The following is an 18666-nucleotide window of genomic DNA, read 5'->3' as shown; positions in this document are numbered from 1 at the left end:
CGCTCATCTCTCGAGGGACAGCGGGAGGTCCCAGGGGATCTGCTTGGCCCGCAGATCCTTGCGGACCTTGCGCGCGAGCTTCTTGGTGTCGCGCCGGTTCATCGCGGCTCCCACGGCCGCGCCGACCATGAAGGGCGCCAGGACCGGCATGTTCCGGAAGCCGCGTCTGAGGACCTGCTGCCGCAGCTCGCGCTTCATCTGGACGCCCAGGGCCGCGTTGACACTCGCCGGCTGGGCGACGTCGATGCCGCGCTCCTCGGCCCAGCAGCCGAGATACGCGATGGCGCGCTGACGCACCGTGCCGGGCGCCCGCACGCCGTAGACCTCGTGCAGCTCGGCGATCAGCTTGAACTCTATGGAGGCCACGCCGACGATCTCGGCGGCCAGCTCGGTGGGCATGGCGGGCGGGGCCGGCAGCATCGCCGCTGCGCCGACGCCCGCGCCCACTGTGGCGGTGCCGCCCGCGGCACCGGCCACCAGTTTGTCCGCGAGCTGTTCGGGGCCGAGCCCCGGGAACTGCTCGCGCAGGGTCGCGAGATCGCGGACCGGGATGCGTGGAGCATTGGCGATGATCCGGTCGGCGACCGCGTAGACCCCCGCTCTCGCGCGCTCGCCACCTCTTCGCACACCGCGGCCGAGGTTGGTCGCGAGCGAGGCCATCCGGCCTCGCTCGGCCTCGTCCACGTCGTCGTGCTCCGCCTCCACGCCGACCCCGCGGCTCAGGCCGCGCAGTCGCGGCAGATCGGCTGGCCGTTCTTGGTCTCGGCGGCCAGCTGGCTGCGGTGGTGCACGAGGAAGCAGCTCATGCAGGTGAACTCGTCCGCCTGACGAGGCAGCACCCGGACGGACAACTCCTCATTGGAGAGGTCCGCACCGGGCAGCTCGAGTCCCTCGGCCTGCTCGAACTCGTCGACGTCGACGGTGGACGCAGACTTGTCGTTCCGCCGGGCCTTCAGTTCCTCGATGCTGTCCTCGTTGACGTCATCGTCGGTCTTGCGTGGGGTGTCGTAGTCCGTTGCCATGTCGCTCTCCCCCTCTGGGTGTCTGTGGTGTCTCCAGCGCACGTAACGCGTGAGAGGCCGGACTTGTGCCCGACCCGAGGCGGAGATTTTGCCTCACATCAAGGTCTGTTACTCAATCGACACCCAACCGCACCCCTGAAGAGGTGATCGGGTTGGATGGCCATCGGGACCGTACACGGTCCGCATGTCGCACTTGCATGCGCCATGACGTGTACTTCCCGTGATCACGGTCCCCGAAAACCCGGATTTTCCCGGCTTTCCGTCAACCGTGACGATCACGCAGAGTATATGGCCGGAAAATCGCCCATGTGATCGATCACACAGCCTACCTCGGGTGGGCGGATCACGAAAATTCCGCCCAAAGCGAACACCTCCCAGGTAGGCCCCCGGCCTCGGATTTCCCGGCGTCAGACCGGGAGCACCACCCGCATCACCAGGCCTCCTCCCTCACGCGGCTCCGCCGCGATCCTGCCGCCGTGGGCGCGCGCCACGGACCGCGCGATCGACAGCCCGAGGCCGACGCCCTTGTCGCTGCCCGTGCGCTCGGTACGGAGCCTGCGGAAGGGTTCGAAAATGTTGTCCATCTCGTAGGCGGGGACCACCGGACCGGTGTTCGCCACCACCAGCACGGCCTGGCCCGGCCGGCTCTCGGTGGTGACCTCCACCCAGCCATCCTCCGCGATGTTGTACCGCACCGCGTTCTGGACGAGGTTCAGCGCGATCCGCTCGAGCAGCACTCCATTGCCCTGGACCACCGCCGGAGCGCGCTGTCCGCGCAGCTCCACGCCCTTGCCCTCGGCCTCCGCCCGGACCTGCTCCATCGCCTGGGAGGCCACCTCGGCGAGATCCACCGGCTTGCGGTCGACGATCTCGTTGTCGCTGCGGGCCAGCAGCAGCAGACCCTCCACGAGCTGCTCGCTGCGCTCGTTGGTGGCCAGCAGGGTCTTGCCCAGCTGGACCAGCTCCGGGGACGCCTGGGGGTCCGAGAGCTGCACCTCCAGCAGAGTGCGGTTGATCGCCAGCGGGGTGCGCAGCTCGTGCGAGGCGTTGGCGACGAACCGCTGCTGGGCGGTGAACGCCCGGTCCAGGCGCTCCAGCATCTCGTCGAAGGTGTCGGCGAGCTCCTTGAGCTCGTCGTCCGGGCCGTCCAGCTCGATCCGGCGGGACAGGTCCGAGCCCGCCACCTGGCGCGCGGTCCGAGTGATCCGGCCGAGCGGCGAGAGCACCCGCCCGGCCATCGCGTAGCCGAAGGCGAAGGCGATCACGGACAGGCCCAGGAGGGCTATCAGGGAGCGGCGCAGCAGCCCGTCCAGGGCGAGCTGGCGCTGCTCCTTCATGCAGGTGTTCAGGACCGCGTTGAACTGGTCCGGGCTGCTCTGGCCGATGATCTCGGGGCAGGTGTTGTTGGTCGGCTGGACACTGCCGCCGACCAGTTTGAACGGCAGCTCGTTGCCGACGTGCAGGGCCTGGGCGGCCAGCAGGTAGATGATCGTCAGCAGCACCACCCCGGCGATCAGGAACATCCCGCCGTACAGCAGGGTGAGCCGTATCCGGATCGTGGGGCGCAGCCAGGGGTTGGGGCGCGAGGCGCCCTCGGGGTCCCAGCTGGGCTTGGGCGGTGCCGTCGGCGGCAGCGGGGTCGGAGTCGTCGCCATGCCGGATCAGATCCGGTAACCCGAGCCGGGGACGGTGACGATCACCGCGGGCTCGCCCAGCTTGCGGCGCAGGGTCATCACGGTCACCCGCACCACGTTGGTGAACGGGTCGGTGTTCTCGTCCCACGCCTTCTCCAGCAGCTGCTCCGCGGAGACCACGGCGCCCTCGCTGCGCATGAGCACCTCCAGGACCGCGAACTCCTTCGGCGCCAGCTGGATCTCCTTGCCGTCCCGGAACACCTCGCGGCGGTTGGGGTCCAGCTTGATCCCGGCGCGCTCCAGGACGGGCGGCAGGGCGACGGTCGTCCGGCGGCCGAGCGCACGCACGCGCGCGATCAGTTCGCTGAAGGCGAAGGGCTTGGGCAGATAGTCGTCCGCACCGATCTCCAGGCCCTCCACGCGGTCGCTGACGTCGCCGGAGGCGGTGAGCATCAGGACCCGGGTGGGGATGCCGAGTTCGACAATCTTGCGGCAGACGTCATCGCCGTGCACGAGGGGCAGGTCCCGGTCGAGGACGACAACGTCGTAGTCGTTGACGGCGATGCGCTCCAAGGCGGCGGCTCCGTCATACACGACGTCGACGGCCATGGCCTCCCGGCGCAGTCCGGTGGCCACCGCATCGGCGAGCAGCTGCTCGTCCTCGACGACGAGTACGCGCACGTCGTTAGTCCTTCCTTGATTGCCGCACTGGGCATGATCTCGCCAAACTCGATGAGTGTTCGGCGCCTCCATCCTGCCTCGAAGTCTCATAAACCGGCGGTAAGAGGGATCGCCTCGGGATCCCTCGGCCCGATCATGGACGCGGTGGCAGGGGCGGCAGCGGCCGGAACGCCGAATTCAGATTCTTTCGGGGCCCGAGGTTTCCGCCCAGGACGGGGTGGGGAGGACGACTGCACACCCGCGATCACGCCTTGCCTCCGGCATCCCTCACTGTCATTGCCGTCGGCAAGGGCCACGCACGTGATCGTCCCGCCGTCGGCACACCCCCGTGCCACCGACCCACGACGAGGGGGCGCACATGGACGCGTTCACCGCAGGCATTCTGCAGCGCATAGAGAACACCAAGACCGATCTCATTCGCGCCCGTGAGACGGGCGACGATTTTCTTGTGGACGTGGAGCAGTCGGAGCTGGAAGACCTCCGTCGCCTCGCCGCCGAGCACGGTGTCGAAGTAAGCGCCTCGTTTGCTTGATCCCTTGTGGATTCCGGACCCGATCCAGATCCGGATTCCCTCCATGTAGCCGATTCCCATTCACCTCCGGATGGTGATCCAGAAAGCATCCGGTAACCACGCCGAAGCGCCCCGGTGTCCTTGTGACTCCGGGGCGTTTCCGCGTGTGGGCGAGGGGTGTGGACCGGGGGCGTGTGGACCCGGGGGCGGGAATCAGTCGTGCCAGGCGCCCAGGTCGTCCAGAAGCCCCCTCAGCGGCTCGAAAAGGCCGGGGGCGGCGGCGATGGTCAGCTCCGTGGAGGCAGGGACGCCAGGCCGCCCTCCGGTGAGCGCGCCCGCCTCGCGCGCTATGAGGGCACCGGCCCCGAAGTCCCAGGGGTTGAGCCCGCGCTCGTAGTAGCCGTTGAGCCGGCCGCAGGCCACATCGCACAGGTCGATGGCGGCCGATCCGCCGCGCCGGATGTCCCGCACCCGCGGCAACACATCGTTGAGCACCCTGGCCTGCCCGATGCGGCGCTCGCGCACATACCCGAAGCCGGTGCCGATCAGCGACTCCTCCAGCGGGGCCGCGGGGCGGCAGTGCACCGGCTCCCCGTTCAACCGGGCGCCGCGGCCCAGGACCGCCTGAAAGGTCTCGCCGCGCATCGGGGCGGTCACCACCCCGACGACCGTCTCGCCGTCCTTCTCGGCGGCGATGCTGACCGCCCACGACGGCAGGCCGTAGAGGTAGTTCACCGTGCCGTCGAGCGGGTCGATCACCCAGCGCACCCCGCTGCTGCCCTCGCTGTTGGCGCCTTCCTCCCCGAGCACGCCGTCCTGCGGGCGGCGGCGCGCGAGGAGGTCGGTGATCAGCTTCTCGGCGGCGATGTCCATCTCGGTGACGACGTCGATCGGGCTGGTCTTGGTGGCCGCCACCCCGAGGTCGGCCGGGCGGCCGTCGCGCAGCAGGTCCCCCGCGCCACGGGCGGCCTCCAGCGCCGTATCGAGGAGTTCGGTCATGAGCGAGTCGGTCATCGTGCTCCTTAGCGGATTGCCCGGACGGGCAGCGGCGGTGGCGGGGCGGGGACGCTCAGTCCGAGCCCGCGGCGGCGGGGCGCGGCGAGCGGGCCGGACAGCAGCCCACCGGGCATACGTCATGGCTCGGGCCGAGGGCGCCCAGGGCGCAGCGCTCCGGGGCGGCCGCGGCCCGGTCCTCGGCGAAGCGCTCGGTGGCCGCACGCTCCAGCACCAGATCGCGCACGCCCGCGGCGAACCGCGGATCGGCGCCGACCGTCGAGGCGCGGGAGACCGGCAGACCGAGCTCGGCGGCCTTGGCCGTGGCCTCGGTGTCGAGGTCGTACTTGACCTCCATATGGTCTGAGACAAAGCCGATCGGGACCATGACGACGGCGGGCACGCCCTCGCCGTGCAGCTCCTCGAGGTGATCGCAGATGTCCGGCTCCAGCCAGGGGATGTGCGGCGCGCCGCTGCGCGACTGGTAGACCAGCCGCCAGGGGTGCTCGCCGCCGGTCTCCGCGCGCACCGCGTCGGCGATCAGCCGGGCCACATCGAGGTGCTGGGCGACATACGCGCCGCCCTCCCCGTCCTCCGTGTGCGCCTCCACCGGGCCGGAGGTGTCGGCGGCGGCGGTCGGGATGGAGTGCGTGGTGAAGGCGAGGTGGGCCCCGGCGCGGCGCTCCTCGGGCAGCTGGGCGAGGGCGGCCAGCGTGGCGTCCACCATGGGCCGCACGAAGCCGGGGTGGTTGAAGTAGTGCCGCAGCTTGTCGACGCGCGGCAGCGGCAGCCCCTCGCCCTCCAGGGCGGCCAGGGCGTCCGCGAGGTTCTCGCGGTACTGGCGGCAGCCGGAGTACGAGGCGTAGGCGCTGGTGGCCAGCACCAGGATGCGGCGGTGGCCGTCGGCGGCCATCTCGCGCAGGGTGTCGGTCAGATACGGCGCCCAGTTGCGATTGCCCCAGTAGACCGGCAGGTCCAGGCCGTGCTCGGCGAAGTCCTTGCGCAGCGCGTGCAGCAGCTCGCGGTTCTGCGCGTTGATCGGGCTGACCCCGCCGAAGAGGAAGTAATGCCGGCCGACCTCCTTCAGCCGCTCGCGGGGGATGCCCCGCCCGCGCGTGACGTTCTCCAGGAACGGCACGACGTCCTCGGGGCCTTCCGGCCCGCCGAAGGAGAGCAACAGCAGTGCGTCATAAGGGTCGGGGGAAGGCTGTACTGACTGATCCGGCATGCTTCCGATCCTGCCACCAGCCGCTGACAGGCGGGAAACGGCCCTGTGCGAACCAGGGACCTGCCCGTAATCTGTATCAGCTCGTACGATCCTTACCCTGCTCACGGCGGAGCCTGCCTTGCCCAGTACCAGCCCCTATCGTGCGATCTTCGCCGCCCCCGGAACCAAGGAGTTCTCCGCGGCCGGCTTCCTCGGGCGGATGACGCTGTCCATGGCGGGCATCGGCGTCGTCACCATGGTGTCCGAACTCACCGGCCGGTACGGGCTCGCGGGCGCCCTGTCGGCCATGCTGGCGCTCTCCGCCGCCTCCATCGGCCCGCAGATATCCCGGCTGGTCGACCGGCACGGACAGCGCCGGGTGCTGCGCCCGGCGACCCTCGTGGCGCTCACCGCCGTCTGCGGGCTGCTGCTGAGCGCGCACCGGGGCTGGCCCGACTGGACGCTGTTCGTCTTCGCCGCCGGGGCCGGCTGTGTGCCCAGCGTGGGCTCCATGGTGCGGGCCCGCTGGGCGGCGATCTACGGGGACTCCCCGCGCGAGCTGCACGCCGCGTACGCCTGGGAGTCCATCGTCGACGAGGTCTGCTTCATCTTCGGGCCGGTCATCTCGATCGGGCTGTCCACCACCTGGTTCCCGGAAGCGGGCCCGCTGCTGGCCGCCTGCTTCCTGGCGGCCGGGGTCTTCTCGCTGACCGCGCAGCGGGCCACCGAGCCCGTACCGCATCCGCGCGGGCAGCACACCGGCCGTTCGGCGCTGCGCTCGCGCGGGCTCCAGGTGCTGGTGGCCACCTTCGTGGCGACCGGCGCGATCTTCGGGGCGATCGACGTGGTGACGGTGGCCTTCGCCGAGGACGAGGGCCACAAGGGCGCGGCGAGCCTGGTCCTGGCGGTGTACGCGCTGGGCTCCTGTCTCGCGGGCGCGGTCTTCGGGCTGCTGCGGCTGAGCGGATCGGTGTCCCGTCGTTGGTTGTGGGGTATTTGTGCGATCGCCGTGAGTATGATCCCGCTCCAACTGGTCGGGAACCTGCCGTTCCTGGCCGTGGCGCTCTTCGTCGCGGGCCTGGCCATCGCACCCACGATGGTCACCACCATGGCCCTCGTCGAACGCCACGTACCACGCGCGCATCTGACCGAGGGGATGACCTGGGTGAGCACCGGGCTCGCGGTCGGGGTGGCGCTCGGCTCGTCGGCCGCCGGAGGGGTGGTGGACGCGGCCGGCGCCCGGGCGGGGTACGCGGTGCCGGCCGTGGCCGGGGTGTTCGCGGCGGCGGTGGCGTTCCTCGGGTACCGCCGGCTCCGGCCGGCGCCACAGCGGGAGGGGTCGGGTGCGGATGGCCGTCAAGACCATGAAGACCGTACGGAGCAGCGTGTGGCGTAACTGGGCGGGGAACGTGACGGCCCGCCCGGTGCGGAGCGTCGCGCCGTCGTCCACTCAGGAGCTCGCCGAGGTGGTCCGCCGGGCGGCGGCGGAGGGGTTGAAGGTGAAGGCGGTGGGCTCCGGGCACTCCTTCACCACCACGGCCGCCACCGACGGGCTGCTCATACGCCCCGACCGCATGGCGGGCGTGCGCGGGCTGGACCGCGAGGCGGGGACCGTGACCGTGGCCGCCGGCACCCCGCTCCGGCAGCTCAACGAGACGCTGTCGGCCCACGGGCTGTCGCTGGCCAATATGGGCGACATCATGGACCAGACCGTGGCCGGGGCGACCGCCACCGGCACCCACGGCACCGGCCGGGACAGCGCCTCGATCGCCGCCCAGATCAAGGGCCTGGAGCTGGTGACGGCGGACGGTTCGGTGCTGCGCTGCTCGGCGGCGGAGAGCCCGGAGATCTTCGCGGCCGCCCGGATCGGGCTCGGCGCGCTCGGCGTGGTCAGCGCGATCACCTTCGCCGTGGAACCGGAGTTCCTGCTCACCGCACGCGAGGAGCCGATGCCTTTCGACCGCGTCATGGCCGATTTCGAAAGGCTCGTGGCCGAGAACGAGCACTTCGAGTTCTACTGGTTCCCACACACCGGCAACTGCAACACCAAACGCAACAACCGCAGCACCGGCCCAGCCGCCCCCGTGGGCCGGGTCAGCGGCTGGGTGGACGACGAGCTGCTGTCCAACGGCATCTTCCAGGTGGCCTGTTCGGTGGGCCGGGCGGTCCCCGCCACCATCCCCGGAATCGCCAAAATCTCCAGCCGCGCCCTGTCTGCCCGGACCTACACGGACATCCCTTACAAAGTCTTCACCTCTCCGCGCCGAGTGCGCTTCCTGGAGATGGAGTACGCCGTGCCGCGCGAGGCCGCGGTCACCGTGCTGCGCGAGCTCAAATCAACCGTCGACCGGTCCGGACTGCGGGTCAGCTTCCCGGTGGAGGTGCGCACCGCGCCCGCCGACGACATCGCGCTGTCCACCGCCTCCGGGCGCGAGACCGCGTACATCGCCGTCCATCTGTACCGGGGCACCCCGCACCGGGCGTACTTCACGGCGGCCGAGCAGATCATGATCGCCCACGGCGGCCGTCCGCACTGGGGCAAGCTGCACAGCCGCGACGCGGGCTACCTGTCCGGGGTCTATCCGCGGTTCGGTGAGTTCACGGCGGTACGCGACCGGCTGGACCCGGACCGGCTGTTCACCAACGACTATCTGCGGCGGGTGCTGGGCGACTGACGCGTCACGGCCCGCCGGTGGCGCCGGGCGTGGGCGTGGCATCGCCGGAACCATCCGCTCCGCCCTCCGTGGCACCTCCGGACGGGGTCCGGGAGGGGCCGGGGGTGGCGGGCGCGGAGGTGCCGGGCGCGGTCGTGCCGCCGGTGCCGCTCTCGGGGCCTGAACCCTTGCCGGACCCGGATGTTCCGGACGAACCGGGCGTCGGCGTGGTCGACGCGTCGGCCGCGCCGCCCCCGCGGGAGTTACGTGGAGACGGTGTCGGATCGCCGCCGCCCCGGGAGGCGCCGGGGCTCTGGGACGGGGCGGCCGGGCCGCGGCGCGAGGGGCCGGGGGTGGACTTCGACCCGGAGGAGCCGCTCACGCTGTCGCTGACGGTGGTTCCGCTCCGGCTCTCCCCCCAGACGTTGGACACCGGGCCTCCGGAGTACATCTCGATCCCCGTGATGACGCTCATGGCGGTGACGAAGACCGCCAGCGCCCCGAGGACGTGGCGCCGCCTCCCGCGCAGCCGGGTGCCGTGCGTGGTCGGCTCGCCGTACTCACCGGCCACCCCCTTCCGCCGGAGCGTGACGGGCCCGGCGGGCCGCCGGGGCCCCGTCTGGACCCGCACCTCCTTGATCTGCTCACCGGTGCGGTGGAACAGATGCTGGAAGACGGTGCCGCCCGCGGTCGCCACCACGCTCATCACACCGGCGCCCAGGATCGTCCCGTAGACGCCCAGTTTGGAGGCGAGAACCGCGGCGGCGATGGCCGCCAGCGCGCTGCCGGCCACATGGGCCACGCTCAGCTCTATCCGCCCGCTCTTGGGTTGTCCGTCGCCGTCGGCCTTACCGTGCATCTCCCGCCTCGCTTGGACATTCGTTCCAGCCTGCAGGGAGAAGTGACCGATAAACGAAGCAGATCGTTCCGATTCTGTCGATTCTGTGAAACTTGCCACCCAAATTGGGCCTCACTTCGAAGGATTCAGGCTCCGATCCCCCTTCCGGTCATGAACTCGGCTGGCGTGCCGCTCCACCCGAGCGGCCCGAATGGAGTACTGTGGCGAGCCCTGGCCCCGCTTTCCCGTCCGGCCGCCCGGACCCAGCGGGAGGGGTCAGAAGGCGGCAACCAACCGGCCCGGGCAACTCGGCAAAGTTGTGGCAGGCCGCACCCGGGCAGGCCACACTCGTCTAGCGGGAGAGCAGCGACGCAACCGTGACGTCGGCAGGCACCACCCGGGAGGTTCCCATGCCCGAACTGCGTGTCGTGGCCGTCAGCAACGACGGCACACGGCTGGTGCTCAAGGCTGCGGACAGCACGGAGTACACGCTTCCCATCGACGAGCGACTGCGCGCCGCGGTGCGCAATGACCGTGCTCGGCTCGGCCAGATCGAGATCGAGGTCGAGAGCCATCTGCGGCCCCGTGACATCCAGGCCCGTATACGTGCCGGCGCCACGGCCGAAGAGGTCGCGCAGATGGCGGGCATCCCCGTCGACCGCGTGCGGCGCTTCGAGGGCCCGGTGCTCGCGGAGCGCGCCTTCATGGCCGAGCGCGCCCGTAAGACTCCCGTGCGCCGCCCCGGCGAGAACACCGGACCGCAGCTCGGCGAGGCCGTAGCGGAGCGACTGCTGCTGCGCGGCGCCGAGAAGGACACCACGCAGTGGGACTCCTGGCGGCGCGACGACGGCACCTGGGAGGTGCTGCTGGTCTACCGGGTCGCCGGTGAGCCGCACTCGGCGAGCTGGACCTATGACCCGCCCCGGCGGCTGGTCCAGGCGGTGGACGACGAGGCGCGGGCGCTGATCGGCGAGGCCGACGACACGCCCGAGCCCAGCTTCCCGTTCGTGCCGCGGATCGCCCGGCTGCCGCGTGACCGGGATCGGGACCGCGACCGGCCGTCGTCCGAGCGCTTCGACGACGACTCCCCGTCGGCCACGCCCGCGTCCGCCTCGCTGGACGACGGCCTCGGTGAGCGGGACTCGCTCACCAGCCTGCTGGAGGCCGTGCCCAACTTCCGGGGCGACATGGTCGTACCGGAGTCGCCGGTCGCGTCGGCCGCTCCGCCGGAGGAGCCCGACGAGGAGCCGGAGGCCGTCGAGCCGCCCGCCTCCGCGGCGAGCGCGGGTTCGGCGTACGCGGATGTGCTGATGCCGCGTTCGGTGGCGGGCCACCGCGACCGGCTGACCGGTACGACGGACCGCCAGGCGGAGGCGGACGGCGTCCGTCCGGGCCGCCGGGCCGCGGTGCCGAGCTGGGACGAGATCGTCTTCGGCACCCGCCGCAAGAAGCAGGAGTAGCGGCGAAGGAAGCCGCCGGCCGCACCACGGCCGGCGGCGGCCGATCCGGGCCCTGCCACCGCACGCCGGTGGCGGGGCCCGTCGGCTTGTTCAGCCCCGCTCGGGGCCCGTGGCCACCGGACGGCCGCCGTCGGAGGACCATTCGCTCCAGGAGCCGACGTACAGCGCCGCCGGAACGCCCGCGACGGCCAGCGCCAGGACCTGGTGCGCGGCCGAGACCCCGGAGCCGCAGTACACCCCGACCTCGCCGTCCTCAGTGGCGCCCAGGGCCGCGAATCGCTCGGCCAGCCGGTCGGCGGGCAGGAAGTGACCGTCGGCCGTGACGTTCTCCACCGTGGGGGCGGAGACCGCGCCCGGGATATGGCCGCCGACGGGGTCGATGGGCTCGACCTCGCCCCGGTAGCGCTCGGCCGCGCGCGCGTCCAGCAGCACCCCGCGCCGCGCGAGCGCCGCCGCATCGTCCGCCTCCAGCAGTGGGAGGGCCCCGGGCCGCGGGACGAAGTCGCCCTCGGGCGCGTCCGGTTCATCGGTGGACAGGGCGCCGCCGACCGCCGTCCAGGCGGGCAGACCTCCGTCGAGCACCCTGACGGACGGCTGCCCCGCCCAGCGCAGCAGCCACCACGCGCGCGCCGCGGCCCACCCCTGTCCGCCGTCGTACGCCACTACGCGCCGGTCCTGGCTCACCCCGGCCCGGCGCATCGCGGCCGCAAACGCGGAAAGATCGGGCAGGGGGTGGCGGCCGGTCTTTCCGGGTGGGGCCGCGAGCTCGGTGTCGAGATCGACGTAGACGGCACCGGGCAGATGCCCCGTCTCGTATGCGGGGCGGCCGGGCGGCCCGCCGAGTTGCCAGCGCACATCGAGCAGGAGCGGAGGCTGCTCCTCCGCCAGCTCACTCATGAGATCGGATGCGGTGATGATGGCATGCATAGGAACCATCCTTGCGTAGATATCTCTGCGTCGATTGGACCACCCGGTCACCCGGTGTACGTCCGAGTGACACCAGAGCGCAATGAAGCCGAAACGGACGTGCAGTAGTAATTCAGACATTCTGCTGCGGGGCACGGCGAATTGCGGTTCCGCCAGGGCGCCATGTGCGACAGGTGGTGAAAACATCGGTCGAACCCCCCCGCATCAGCACCTCCGCACGACCGTCCCGCGCCGCCGACCGGCCCGGGGCCGCATGTCCACCACGATGGTCCGAGGAGAGATTGACGTATGACCCAGGCAGCGACTCGGCGCACACCGGGCACGCCCTGCTGGACGAGTCTGATGGTGCACAGCCTTGCCGCGACACAGGACTTCTACCACTCCCTGTTCGGCTGGGAGTTCACACCGGGCCCACAGCAGCTCGGCGCGTACGTCCGCGCGGTCCAGGGCGGCCGGCCGGTCGCCGGATTGAGCGAGCTGCCCCCGGAACGCCATTTGCCCGTGGCCTGGACGACCTATCTGGCGTCCGACGACGCCGATGAGACCGCCGAGATGATCCGCGCCTGCGGCGGCACCGTGGCAGTGGGCCCGCTGGACGCCGACGAGGCCGGCCGGATGCTGATCGCCGCCGACCCCGAGGGCGCGGTGTTCGGGGTCTGGCAGGAGTCCACGTACACGGCGGAGGAAACCGGGGCGCCGGGCACCCCGGTCTGGCACGAGCTGCTGACCCGTGAGGGCACCGGGGTCCACAAGTTCTACCGGATGGTCTTCGGCTACCAGGCGGAGACGGCGGCCGGGGAGGAGCCCGGCTGCCGCACCCTGCACCTGGACGGCCGGCCGGTCTGCGCGATCCAGAGCGTGGGCGACGCCCTGCCGCGCGACCGCGGCCCGTACTGGATGACGCACTTCGCGGTGGACGATGTGGACGACACGGTGCGCCGGGTGACCGAGTTGGGCGGTCAGGTGGTGCGGCCGCCGTCGCGGGGAGCGACCGGCCACCGGGCCACGGTACGGGACCCGGAAGGGGCCGCCTTCACCGTCGTACGGCGCGCCGAGGGATAGGCGGGAGCGCCGGCCGGAGGGCCAGGGGCTGAAGGGCTGAGGGGCTGATCAACGGGAGACCCCTCAGTCGACGGGCAGCACATCCGGCGACAGGGCGGCGACGCGGGCTCCGGCGGCCGTCACCCGGCGCCGGTGGTGACGTCGGCACAGCACCTCGTAACCGACCTCGCTCTCCGGCCGGTTGACGTCGCCCACGACGACCTGGGCGCCCTCGACGACCATCTGGCCGCCGACGGTACGGGCGTTGTGCGTCGCCCGGGCGCCGCACCAGCACAGCGCCTCCACCTGCAGCACCTCCACCCGGTCGGCGAGCTCCACCAGGCGCTGGGAGCCGGGGAAGAGCTTGCTGCGGAAGTCGGTGGTGATGCCGAAGGCGAAGACGTCCAGCTCCAGATCGTCCACCACCCGGGCGAGTTGGTCGATCTGGGGCGGGATCAGGAACTGCGCCTCGTCCACGATGACGTAGTCGACCCGGCCCCCGGCGGTCAGGGCCTGGACCACATGGTCGTAGAAGTCGAGGCCGTCGGCGACCTCGACCGCCTCGGTGGCAAGACCCAGCCGTGAGGAGAGCTTGCCCTCGCCCGCCCGGTCGTCCCGGGTGTAGATCATGCCCTGGAGCCCGCGAGCCGAGCGGTTGTGCTGGATCTGCAGAGCGAGGGTGCTCTTTCCGCAGTCCATCGTTCCGCAAAAGAACACCAGCTCGGGCATGGGGAAGCGGAGCCTTTCGTAGGGCGGGGTTGAACGGGGGCGCTCAGGAGCGTACTTCGAGGAGCGGCACCAGCTGCTCCACGGGGGTCATCGAACCGTGCAGCCCGACCATGGCGGACTCCTTCGGCTCGGTGTGCGAGGCGACGATCGCGACGTCGTCGCACGCGGCGGCCACGATATCGCCGATGCGGCGGTAGACCCGGTCGTCGACGCCCTTACCGCCGCCATCGGCACCGCCGGGCCCGCCGAACCAGCCCGCCTCGATGGCCTCGTCACGGCCGGCCACCCACATCCGCTCCCCCAGCACCTCACGCCAGACGGCCAGCACATCGCCCGCGGCGCCGGGAACGGCGTACACATGGCGGGCGCGGCCCTCGCCGCCCAGCAGCGAGACGCCCGCGCGCAGCTCCCAGTCCTCGTCGAAGTCGATGCGCGACTCCGGGTCGAAGGGGATGTCGATCATGCCGTGGTCGGCGGTCACATAGAGCGCCGAGCGGGGCGGGAGCTGTTCGGCGAGCCGCTGGGCGAGCCCGTCGACATAGCGGAGCTGATCACGCCACTCGGGCGAGTCCACGCCGAAGCGGTGCCCCTTGCCGTCCACCTCGCTGTAGTACGTGTAGACCAGCGAGCGGCCCGCGGCGCCGAGTTGCTCGGCCGCGAGGTCCATCCGCTCCTCACCGGTGAGCCGCCCGTGGAAGGTGCCGCCACTCAGGGCGATCTTGGTGAGCGGGGTCTCGGCGAACGTCGGCGCGGAGACCTGGCAGGTGTGCACGCCCGCGGCATCCGCGAGCTGGAAGACGGTCGGATACGGCTGCCAGTCGTGCGGATCCGTCCAGGGCTGCCAGCGCAGCTGGTTCATCAGCTGGCCGGTGCCGGGGTCCCGCACCGTATAGCCGGGCAGGCCGTGGGCGCCGGGAGGCAGTCCGGTGCCCACCGAGGCGAGCGAGGTCGCGGTGGTGGACGGGAAGCCCGCGGTGAGCGGCTTCCCGGCACCGCCCAGCGAACTGGGCAGCAGCGAGGTCAGGAAGGGCGCCTCGCCGGGGTGGGCGCGCAGCAGCTCCCAACCGAGGCCGTCGACCAGGAAGACGCAGACGCGGTCGGCGGGTGCGAGCCCCAGACCGGAGGAGAGCCCCGGGACCTCCTGGCCCGCGGCGACGGCGGGCAGCAGATCGGCGAGCGAGCCGGTGCCGTACTTCGGCAGGGGGGCGGAGCGGGGGTCGAGCGGCGTGGGCTCTGGCCAGAAGGAGGCGGCGGAGGGCAGCGGGCCGGTGGCGGAGCCGGACATCAGCGGCCGGTGTCCGGCGTGGCCGCGGTGGCCTCGGAGAGCGCCTGGGCGAAGGCCAGGGTCTGGCGCACGGTGTCGGGGCCGTCCCCCGCCTCGCTGACGCGCAGGCTGAGGTCGTCGGCGGTGGACGAGCCCGTGTAGCCGTGGTCGGCCTCGCAGTTGGGGTCGCCGCAGGCGGCGGGCTCCAGGTCGAGACGGCTGACGGCCCCCCAGCCGATGGTCAGCACCACCTCGCGGGGCAGTGTGCCCGGCGTGTACGACTCGGGGTTGGCCACGACCCGGCTGAGCACGACCGAGGAGATCCGCTGGAGCTTCACGGACTCGGTGGAGGTGGTGGCGTACGGCGAAGGGGAGGTGCCGTCCGCGGCCTGCTCGTCGGTGTGGCTGACGATGAAGCGGTTGCCGGTGAGGACCAGGACCGTGACATGGCGGCGGACCTCGTTGGCGTCGAAGGTGGTCTCCTGATGGACCAGGTACGACACGATGGGCTCACCACCCACGGCGGCCTCCACCGCTTCGGCCACGAGTGCCGGGTAATAGCCGCTGCGCTCGATCGCCGCGCGCAGCCCCTGGGTCGTCGTACCGGTCTTCGCCATGTGCACCATCCTACGGGGCCGCGCCGACACCGGCGCCGGTGCCCGCCAAGGCGCCGGACGACTCAGTAGGCGGGCATGTGGCGGGGGCCCAGGTCGGTGCGCGGGGGCGGCGGGGCGAGCCGCGCCGAGGCGCCGAGCACGGAGAGGCCCTGCTGGGCGACGACGACGGGTTCGAGGTCGACGGCGACCATCTCGGGTTGGTCGTCCACCAGGCGGGACACCCGCAGCAGCAGTTCCTCCAGGGCCGCGGTGTCCACGGGCTTGGAGCCGCGCCAGCCGAACAGCAGCGGCGCGGTCCGGATGGACCGGATCAGCTCGGCGGCGTCCCGGCCGGTGACGGGGACGAGGCCGTGGGCGGTGTCGCCGAGCAGTTCGGAGGGGGCGCCGGCGAGCCCGAAGGAGAGCACGGCCCCGGCGGCGGGGTCGATGGCGGCCCGGACGACGGTGTCCACGCCGCGTGGCGCCATCCGCTGCACGACCAGCCCCAGTTCCTCGGGCCGGCCCAGGTAGTCGGTCAACTCGGCGTAGGCCCGGCGCAGTTCCGTCTCACTGCCCAGCTCCAGCCGTACCCCGCCGAGGTCGGCGCGGTGGCGCAGGTGGGCGGCGGTGGGCTTGACCGCGACCGGGAAGCCGAGCCGCTCGGCGGCCCGCACGGCGGCGTCGGGGTCGGGCGCGGGGAGGGCGGGCAGCACGCTGACGCCGTAGCGGGCCAGGAGGCGCTGGGTGTCGGCGGCGGACAGCTCGACGCCGAGGCCCACGTCGTCGCCGGGCACGCTGCCCGTGGCTTCACCGATCCCGCCGCCCGCGCGGTCGCCCTTACCGTCGCCGGTCCCGCGGCCCGCGCCGTCGGCCGGGGTGCCGTCGGCCGGGGCGAGCAGCACCTGGATGTCGGCGGCCGCACCCGCCTCGTCGATGTCGTCGTACTCGGGGACCCGCCCGGGCTCGGCGGCCTCCTGCCGCCAGTGCGCGTACCGCACCGCCTCGGCGAGCGCGCGCACGGCCCGCTCGGCGGCGGGGTAGGCGGGGATCCGGCGGGTGCCAGGGGCGGGCTCGCCGCCGGTGCCGGCCAGGGCCTCCGCGAGCTCCTGGATCTCCAGGTGGACCACGGCCACCGGCTTGGCCGGACCGGGCCCGGAAGCCTGGGCCGCCTCCCTTACGGCCGTCGCGAGGGCCTTCGCGCTGCCGTCGCCGTCCCCAGGGCCGGCATTCCCGTCGCCGACCCAGGGGATGGCGGTGACCACGACGGCGTCGCAGGCGTCGTCGGTAAGGGCCTCGGCCAGGGCGCGCCGGAAGTCGTCCGGGGCGGCGGCCGTGGTCAGGTCGCGGGGCGGTAGCGGGCGGAGCCCCTCGGTGAGGCAGGCGTCGTAGGTGATCAGGCCGAGCGACTCGGAGTTGCCGAGGATGGCGACGCGTGGACCTGCGGGCAGCGGCTGGGAGGCGAGCAGCACCCCGGTGTCGGCGAGTTCGGTGACGGTGTCGACCCGGATGACGCCCGCCTGCCGCAGCAGATCGGAGACGGTGGCGTCCGGGATCTGTGTGGTGGGCACGGCATGGCCGGTGGGAGCGCTGCCGGTGTGGCGGGCGCCCTTGACGACGACCACCGGTTTGACGGCGGCGGTGCGCCGCGCGAGCCGGGTGAACTTGCGGGGGTTGCCGATCGACTCCAGGTACATCAGGACGACGTCGGTGCGCGGATCGTCGTACCAGTACTGGAGGAGGTCGTTGCCCGAGACGTCGGCGCGGTTCCCCGCGGATACGAAGGTCGATATCCCCGCGATCCCGGCGAGGCTCGCCAGCCCGGCGCCGCGCCGGTGCAGCCCGGACAGCAGTGCGATGCCGATCGCCCCGGACTGGGTGAACAGGCCGAGCCGGCCGGGGTCGGGCAGCTGCGGGGACAGGGAGGCGTTCAACCGGACGCCCTCGGCGGTGTTGCTGACGCCGAAGGCGTTGGGGCCGATGACGCGCATGCCGTAGGACCGGGCCTGGCGGACGAGGTCGCGCTGCCGGTCGCGGCCCTCGCTCCCGCTCTCGGCGTATCCGGCGGAGAGCACGACAAGGCCCTGGACGCCGTGCTCGCCGCATTCGGCCACGACGGCGGGCACCCGCTCGGCGGGGACGGCGACGACGGCGAGGTCCACGGGCTCCTCTATGGCGCGCAGCGAGCGGTGGGCCGGGACCCCCTCGGGCTCCAGGTGCGCCATGTCGTCGGGGAAGGCGTGGTTGACGGCGTGGACGCGCCCCGTGAAGCCGCCGTCCAGGAGGTTGCGCAGCACGGTGCGGCCGACTCCGCCGGGCGTGCGGCTGGTGCCGATGACGGCCACGGAGCCGGGCGCGAGCAGCCGCTGGACGGAGCGGGCCTCGGCCCGCTGCTCGCGGGCGCGCATGACGGCCAGGGAGCGGTCGGTGGGTTCGAGGTCGAATTCGAGGCGGACGACGCCGTCCTCGAAGCTGCGCTTCTGGGTGTAGCCCGCGTCCGTGAACACCTTGATCATCTTGGTGTTGGCGGGCAGCACCTCGGCGGCGAACCGGCGGATGTCCCGCTCGCGTGCGACGGCGGCGATGTGTTCGAGGAGCGCGGAGGCCACTCCGCGGCCCTGGTGGGCGTCCTGGACGAGGAAGGCGACCTCGGCCTCGTCGGCGGGGGCCGCGGCCGGCATCCCCCGTCCGTCGATGCGGTCGTAACGCACCGTGGCGATGAACTCATCCCCCACGATGGCCGCCAGGCCCACCCGGTCGACGTAGTCGTGGTGGGTGAAGCGGTGGACGTCGCGGTCGGAGAGGCGGGGGTAGGGCGCGAAGAAGCGGTAGTACTTCGACTCGTCCGAGACCCGCTCGTAGAAGCTGACCAGCCGCTGGGCGTCATCGGGGGTGATGGGACGGATCTGTGCCGTACCGCCGTCCCGGAGCACCACATCGGCTTCCCAGTGGGTCGGGTAGGCGTGATGGTCCGACGGGCTCCGCATGGGGCCCAGGGTACGGGCCCGCCCGGTCCGGATGGTGGACACCCTTGCGTCGGGGCCAAGTGTCGGGGGAAGGTCCGTATCGGGCCAGTCCGGGCATGCCCGGGCTCACTCGGACATCGGCCGGG

17 protein-coding genes are annotated in these 18666 nt (G+C 72.1%); 5 read left to right on the top strand and 12 right to left on the bottom strand.

The annotated features are described in order from the left end of the window. Positions 1 to 3: 3 nt before the first annotated feature. The 4 genes from CGL27_RS34385 to CGL27_RS34370 form a co-directional block, all read right to left on the bottom strand. Complete coding sequence (locus tag CGL27_RS34385; protein ID WP_237299988.1) at positions 4 to 660, bottom strand: hypothetical protein; 657 nt, start codon at positions 658 to 660, stop codon at positions 4 to 6. Between the two features lie 59 nt (positions 661 to 719). After that, on the bottom strand, positions 720 to 1022 hold the full coding sequence (locus tag CGL27_RS34380) for a DUF4193 domain-containing protein (protein WP_009714537.1): 303 nt from the start codon (positions 1020 to 1022) through the stop codon (positions 720 to 722). A gap of 407 nt (positions 1023 to 1429) precedes the next feature. After that, complete coding sequence (locus CGL27_RS34375; protein WP_078644241.1) at positions 1430 to 2677, bottom strand: HAMP domain-containing sensor histidine kinase; 1248 nt, start codon at positions 2675 to 2677, stop codon at positions 1430 to 1432. Positions 2678 to 2683: 6 nt separating this feature from the next. After that, positions 2684 to 3337, bottom strand: a complete 654-nt coding sequence (locus tag CGL27_RS34370; protein WP_014055413.1) for a response regulator transcription factor — start codon at positions 3335 to 3337, stop codon at positions 2684 to 2686. Positions 3338 to 3695: 358 nt separating this feature from the next. Here CGL27_RS34370 and CGL27_RS50340 point away from each other — a divergent pair, with 358 nt between their 5' ends. After that, complete coding sequence (locus CGL27_RS50340; protein WP_014055412.1) at positions 3696 to 3869, top strand: hypothetical protein; 174 nt, start codon at positions 3696 to 3698, stop codon at positions 3867 to 3869. A gap of 192 nt (positions 3870 to 4061) precedes the next feature. On the opposite strand, the gene CGL27_RS34365 is transcribed toward CGL27_RS50340, so the two are convergent. Beyond that, positions 4062 to 4862, bottom strand: a complete 801-nt coding sequence (locus CGL27_RS34365) for an inositol monophosphatase family protein (protein WP_078644240.1) — start codon at positions 4860 to 4862, stop codon at positions 4062 to 4064. A 55-nt stretch (positions 4863 to 4917) separates the two neighbouring features. Continuing rightward, on the bottom strand, positions 4918 to 6069 hold the full coding sequence (locus CGL27_RS34360) for a ferrochelatase (protein WP_119991738.1): 1152 nt from the start codon (positions 6067 to 6069) through the stop codon (positions 4918 to 4920). Between the two features lie 118 nt (positions 6070 to 6187). Here CGL27_RS34360 and CGL27_RS34355 point away from each other — a divergent pair, with 118 nt between their 5' ends. Both CGL27_RS34355 and CGL27_RS34350 read left to right on the top strand, forming a co-directional pair. Continuing rightward, entirely contained in the window at positions 6188 to 7444 is a 1257-nt protein-coding gene (locus CGL27_RS34355) for an MFS transporter (RefSeq protein ID WP_119991737.1), read from the top strand. Next, entirely contained in the window at positions 7398 to 8723 is a 1326-nt protein-coding gene (locus tag CGL27_RS34350; RefSeq protein ID WP_205587788.1) for a D-arabinono-1,4-lactone oxidase, read from the top strand. The genes CGL27_RS34355 and CGL27_RS34350 overlap by 47 nt, the downstream gene beginning before the upstream one ends. Before the next feature lie 4 nt (positions 8724 to 8727). Here CGL27_RS34350 and CGL27_RS34345 read toward each other — a convergent pair whose 3' ends face one another. Further along, positions 8728 to 9561 carry a hypothetical protein gene (locus tag CGL27_RS34345; RefSeq protein ID WP_119991736.1) on the bottom strand — a complete coding sequence of 278 codons (834 nt, stop codon included), beginning with the start codon at positions 9559 to 9561 and terminating at the stop codon, positions 8728 to 8730. A 389-nt stretch (positions 9562 to 9950) separates the two neighbouring features. Here CGL27_RS34345 and sepH point away from each other — a divergent pair, with 389 nt between their 5' ends. Then, on the top strand, positions 9951 to 11000 hold the full coding sequence (gene sepH, locus CGL27_RS34340) for a septation protein SepH (protein WP_237299270.1): 1050 nt from the start codon (positions 9951 to 9953) through the stop codon (positions 10998 to 11000). A 90-nt stretch (positions 11001 to 11090) separates the two neighbouring features. Here the strand turns inward: sepH and CGL27_RS34335 are convergent, their stop codons facing one another. Then, a complete protein-coding gene (locus CGL27_RS34335; RefSeq protein ID WP_119991735.1) occupies positions 11091 to 11927 on the bottom strand; it encodes a sulfurtransferase in 837 nt (278 codons plus the stop codon). Positions 11928 to 12215: 288 nt separating this feature from the next. On the opposite strand from CGL27_RS34335, the gene CGL27_RS34330 reads away from it, so the two are divergent. Beyond that, positions 12216 to 12989, top strand: coding sequence for a VOC family protein (locus CGL27_RS34330; RefSeq protein WP_078644232.1), 774 nt, complete (start codon positions 12216 to 12218; stop codon positions 12987 to 12989). A gap of 63 nt (positions 12990 to 13052) precedes the next feature. On the opposite strand, the gene CGL27_RS34325 is transcribed toward CGL27_RS34330, so the two are convergent. From CGL27_RS34325 to CGL27_RS34310, 4 genes are all read right to left on the bottom strand, one after another. Further along, positions 13053 to 13697, bottom strand: a complete 645-nt coding sequence (locus CGL27_RS34325) for a thymidine kinase (protein ID WP_119991734.1) — start codon at positions 13695 to 13697, stop codon at positions 13053 to 13055. A 43-nt stretch (positions 13698 to 13740) separates the two neighbouring features. Beyond that, positions 13741 to 14982: a nucleotide pyrophosphatase/phosphodiesterase family protein gene (locus tag CGL27_RS34320; RefSeq protein ID WP_078644229.1), complete on the bottom strand. Its 1242-nt coding sequence runs from the start codon at positions 14980 to 14982 to the stop codon at positions 13741 to 13743. Further along, a complete protein-coding gene (locus tag CGL27_RS34315) occupies positions 14982 to 15578 on the bottom strand; it encodes a DUF5998 family protein (RefSeq protein WP_030842663.1) in 597 nt (198 codons plus the stop codon). The genes CGL27_RS34320 and CGL27_RS34315 overlap by 1 nt, the downstream gene beginning before the upstream one ends. Before the next feature lie 62 nt (positions 15579 to 15640). Further along, on the bottom strand, positions 15641 to 18541 hold the full coding sequence (locus CGL27_RS34310; protein ID WP_119994688.1) for a bifunctional GNAT family N-acetyltransferase/acetate--CoA ligase family protein: 2901 nt from the start codon (positions 18539 to 18541) through the stop codon (positions 15641 to 15643). Positions 18542 to 18666: the final 125 nt, after the last annotated feature.

The sequence above is a fragment of the Streptomyces sp. 11-1-2 genome, assembly GCF_003595545.1.
GTDB classification, from domain to species: Bacteria; Actinomycetota; Actinomycetes; order Streptomycetales; family Streptomycetaceae; genus Streptomyces; species Streptomyces hygroscopicus_B.
Note: the sequence above shows the minus strand (reverse complement) of the source record. Positions and strands in the feature narration are given on the sequence as shown.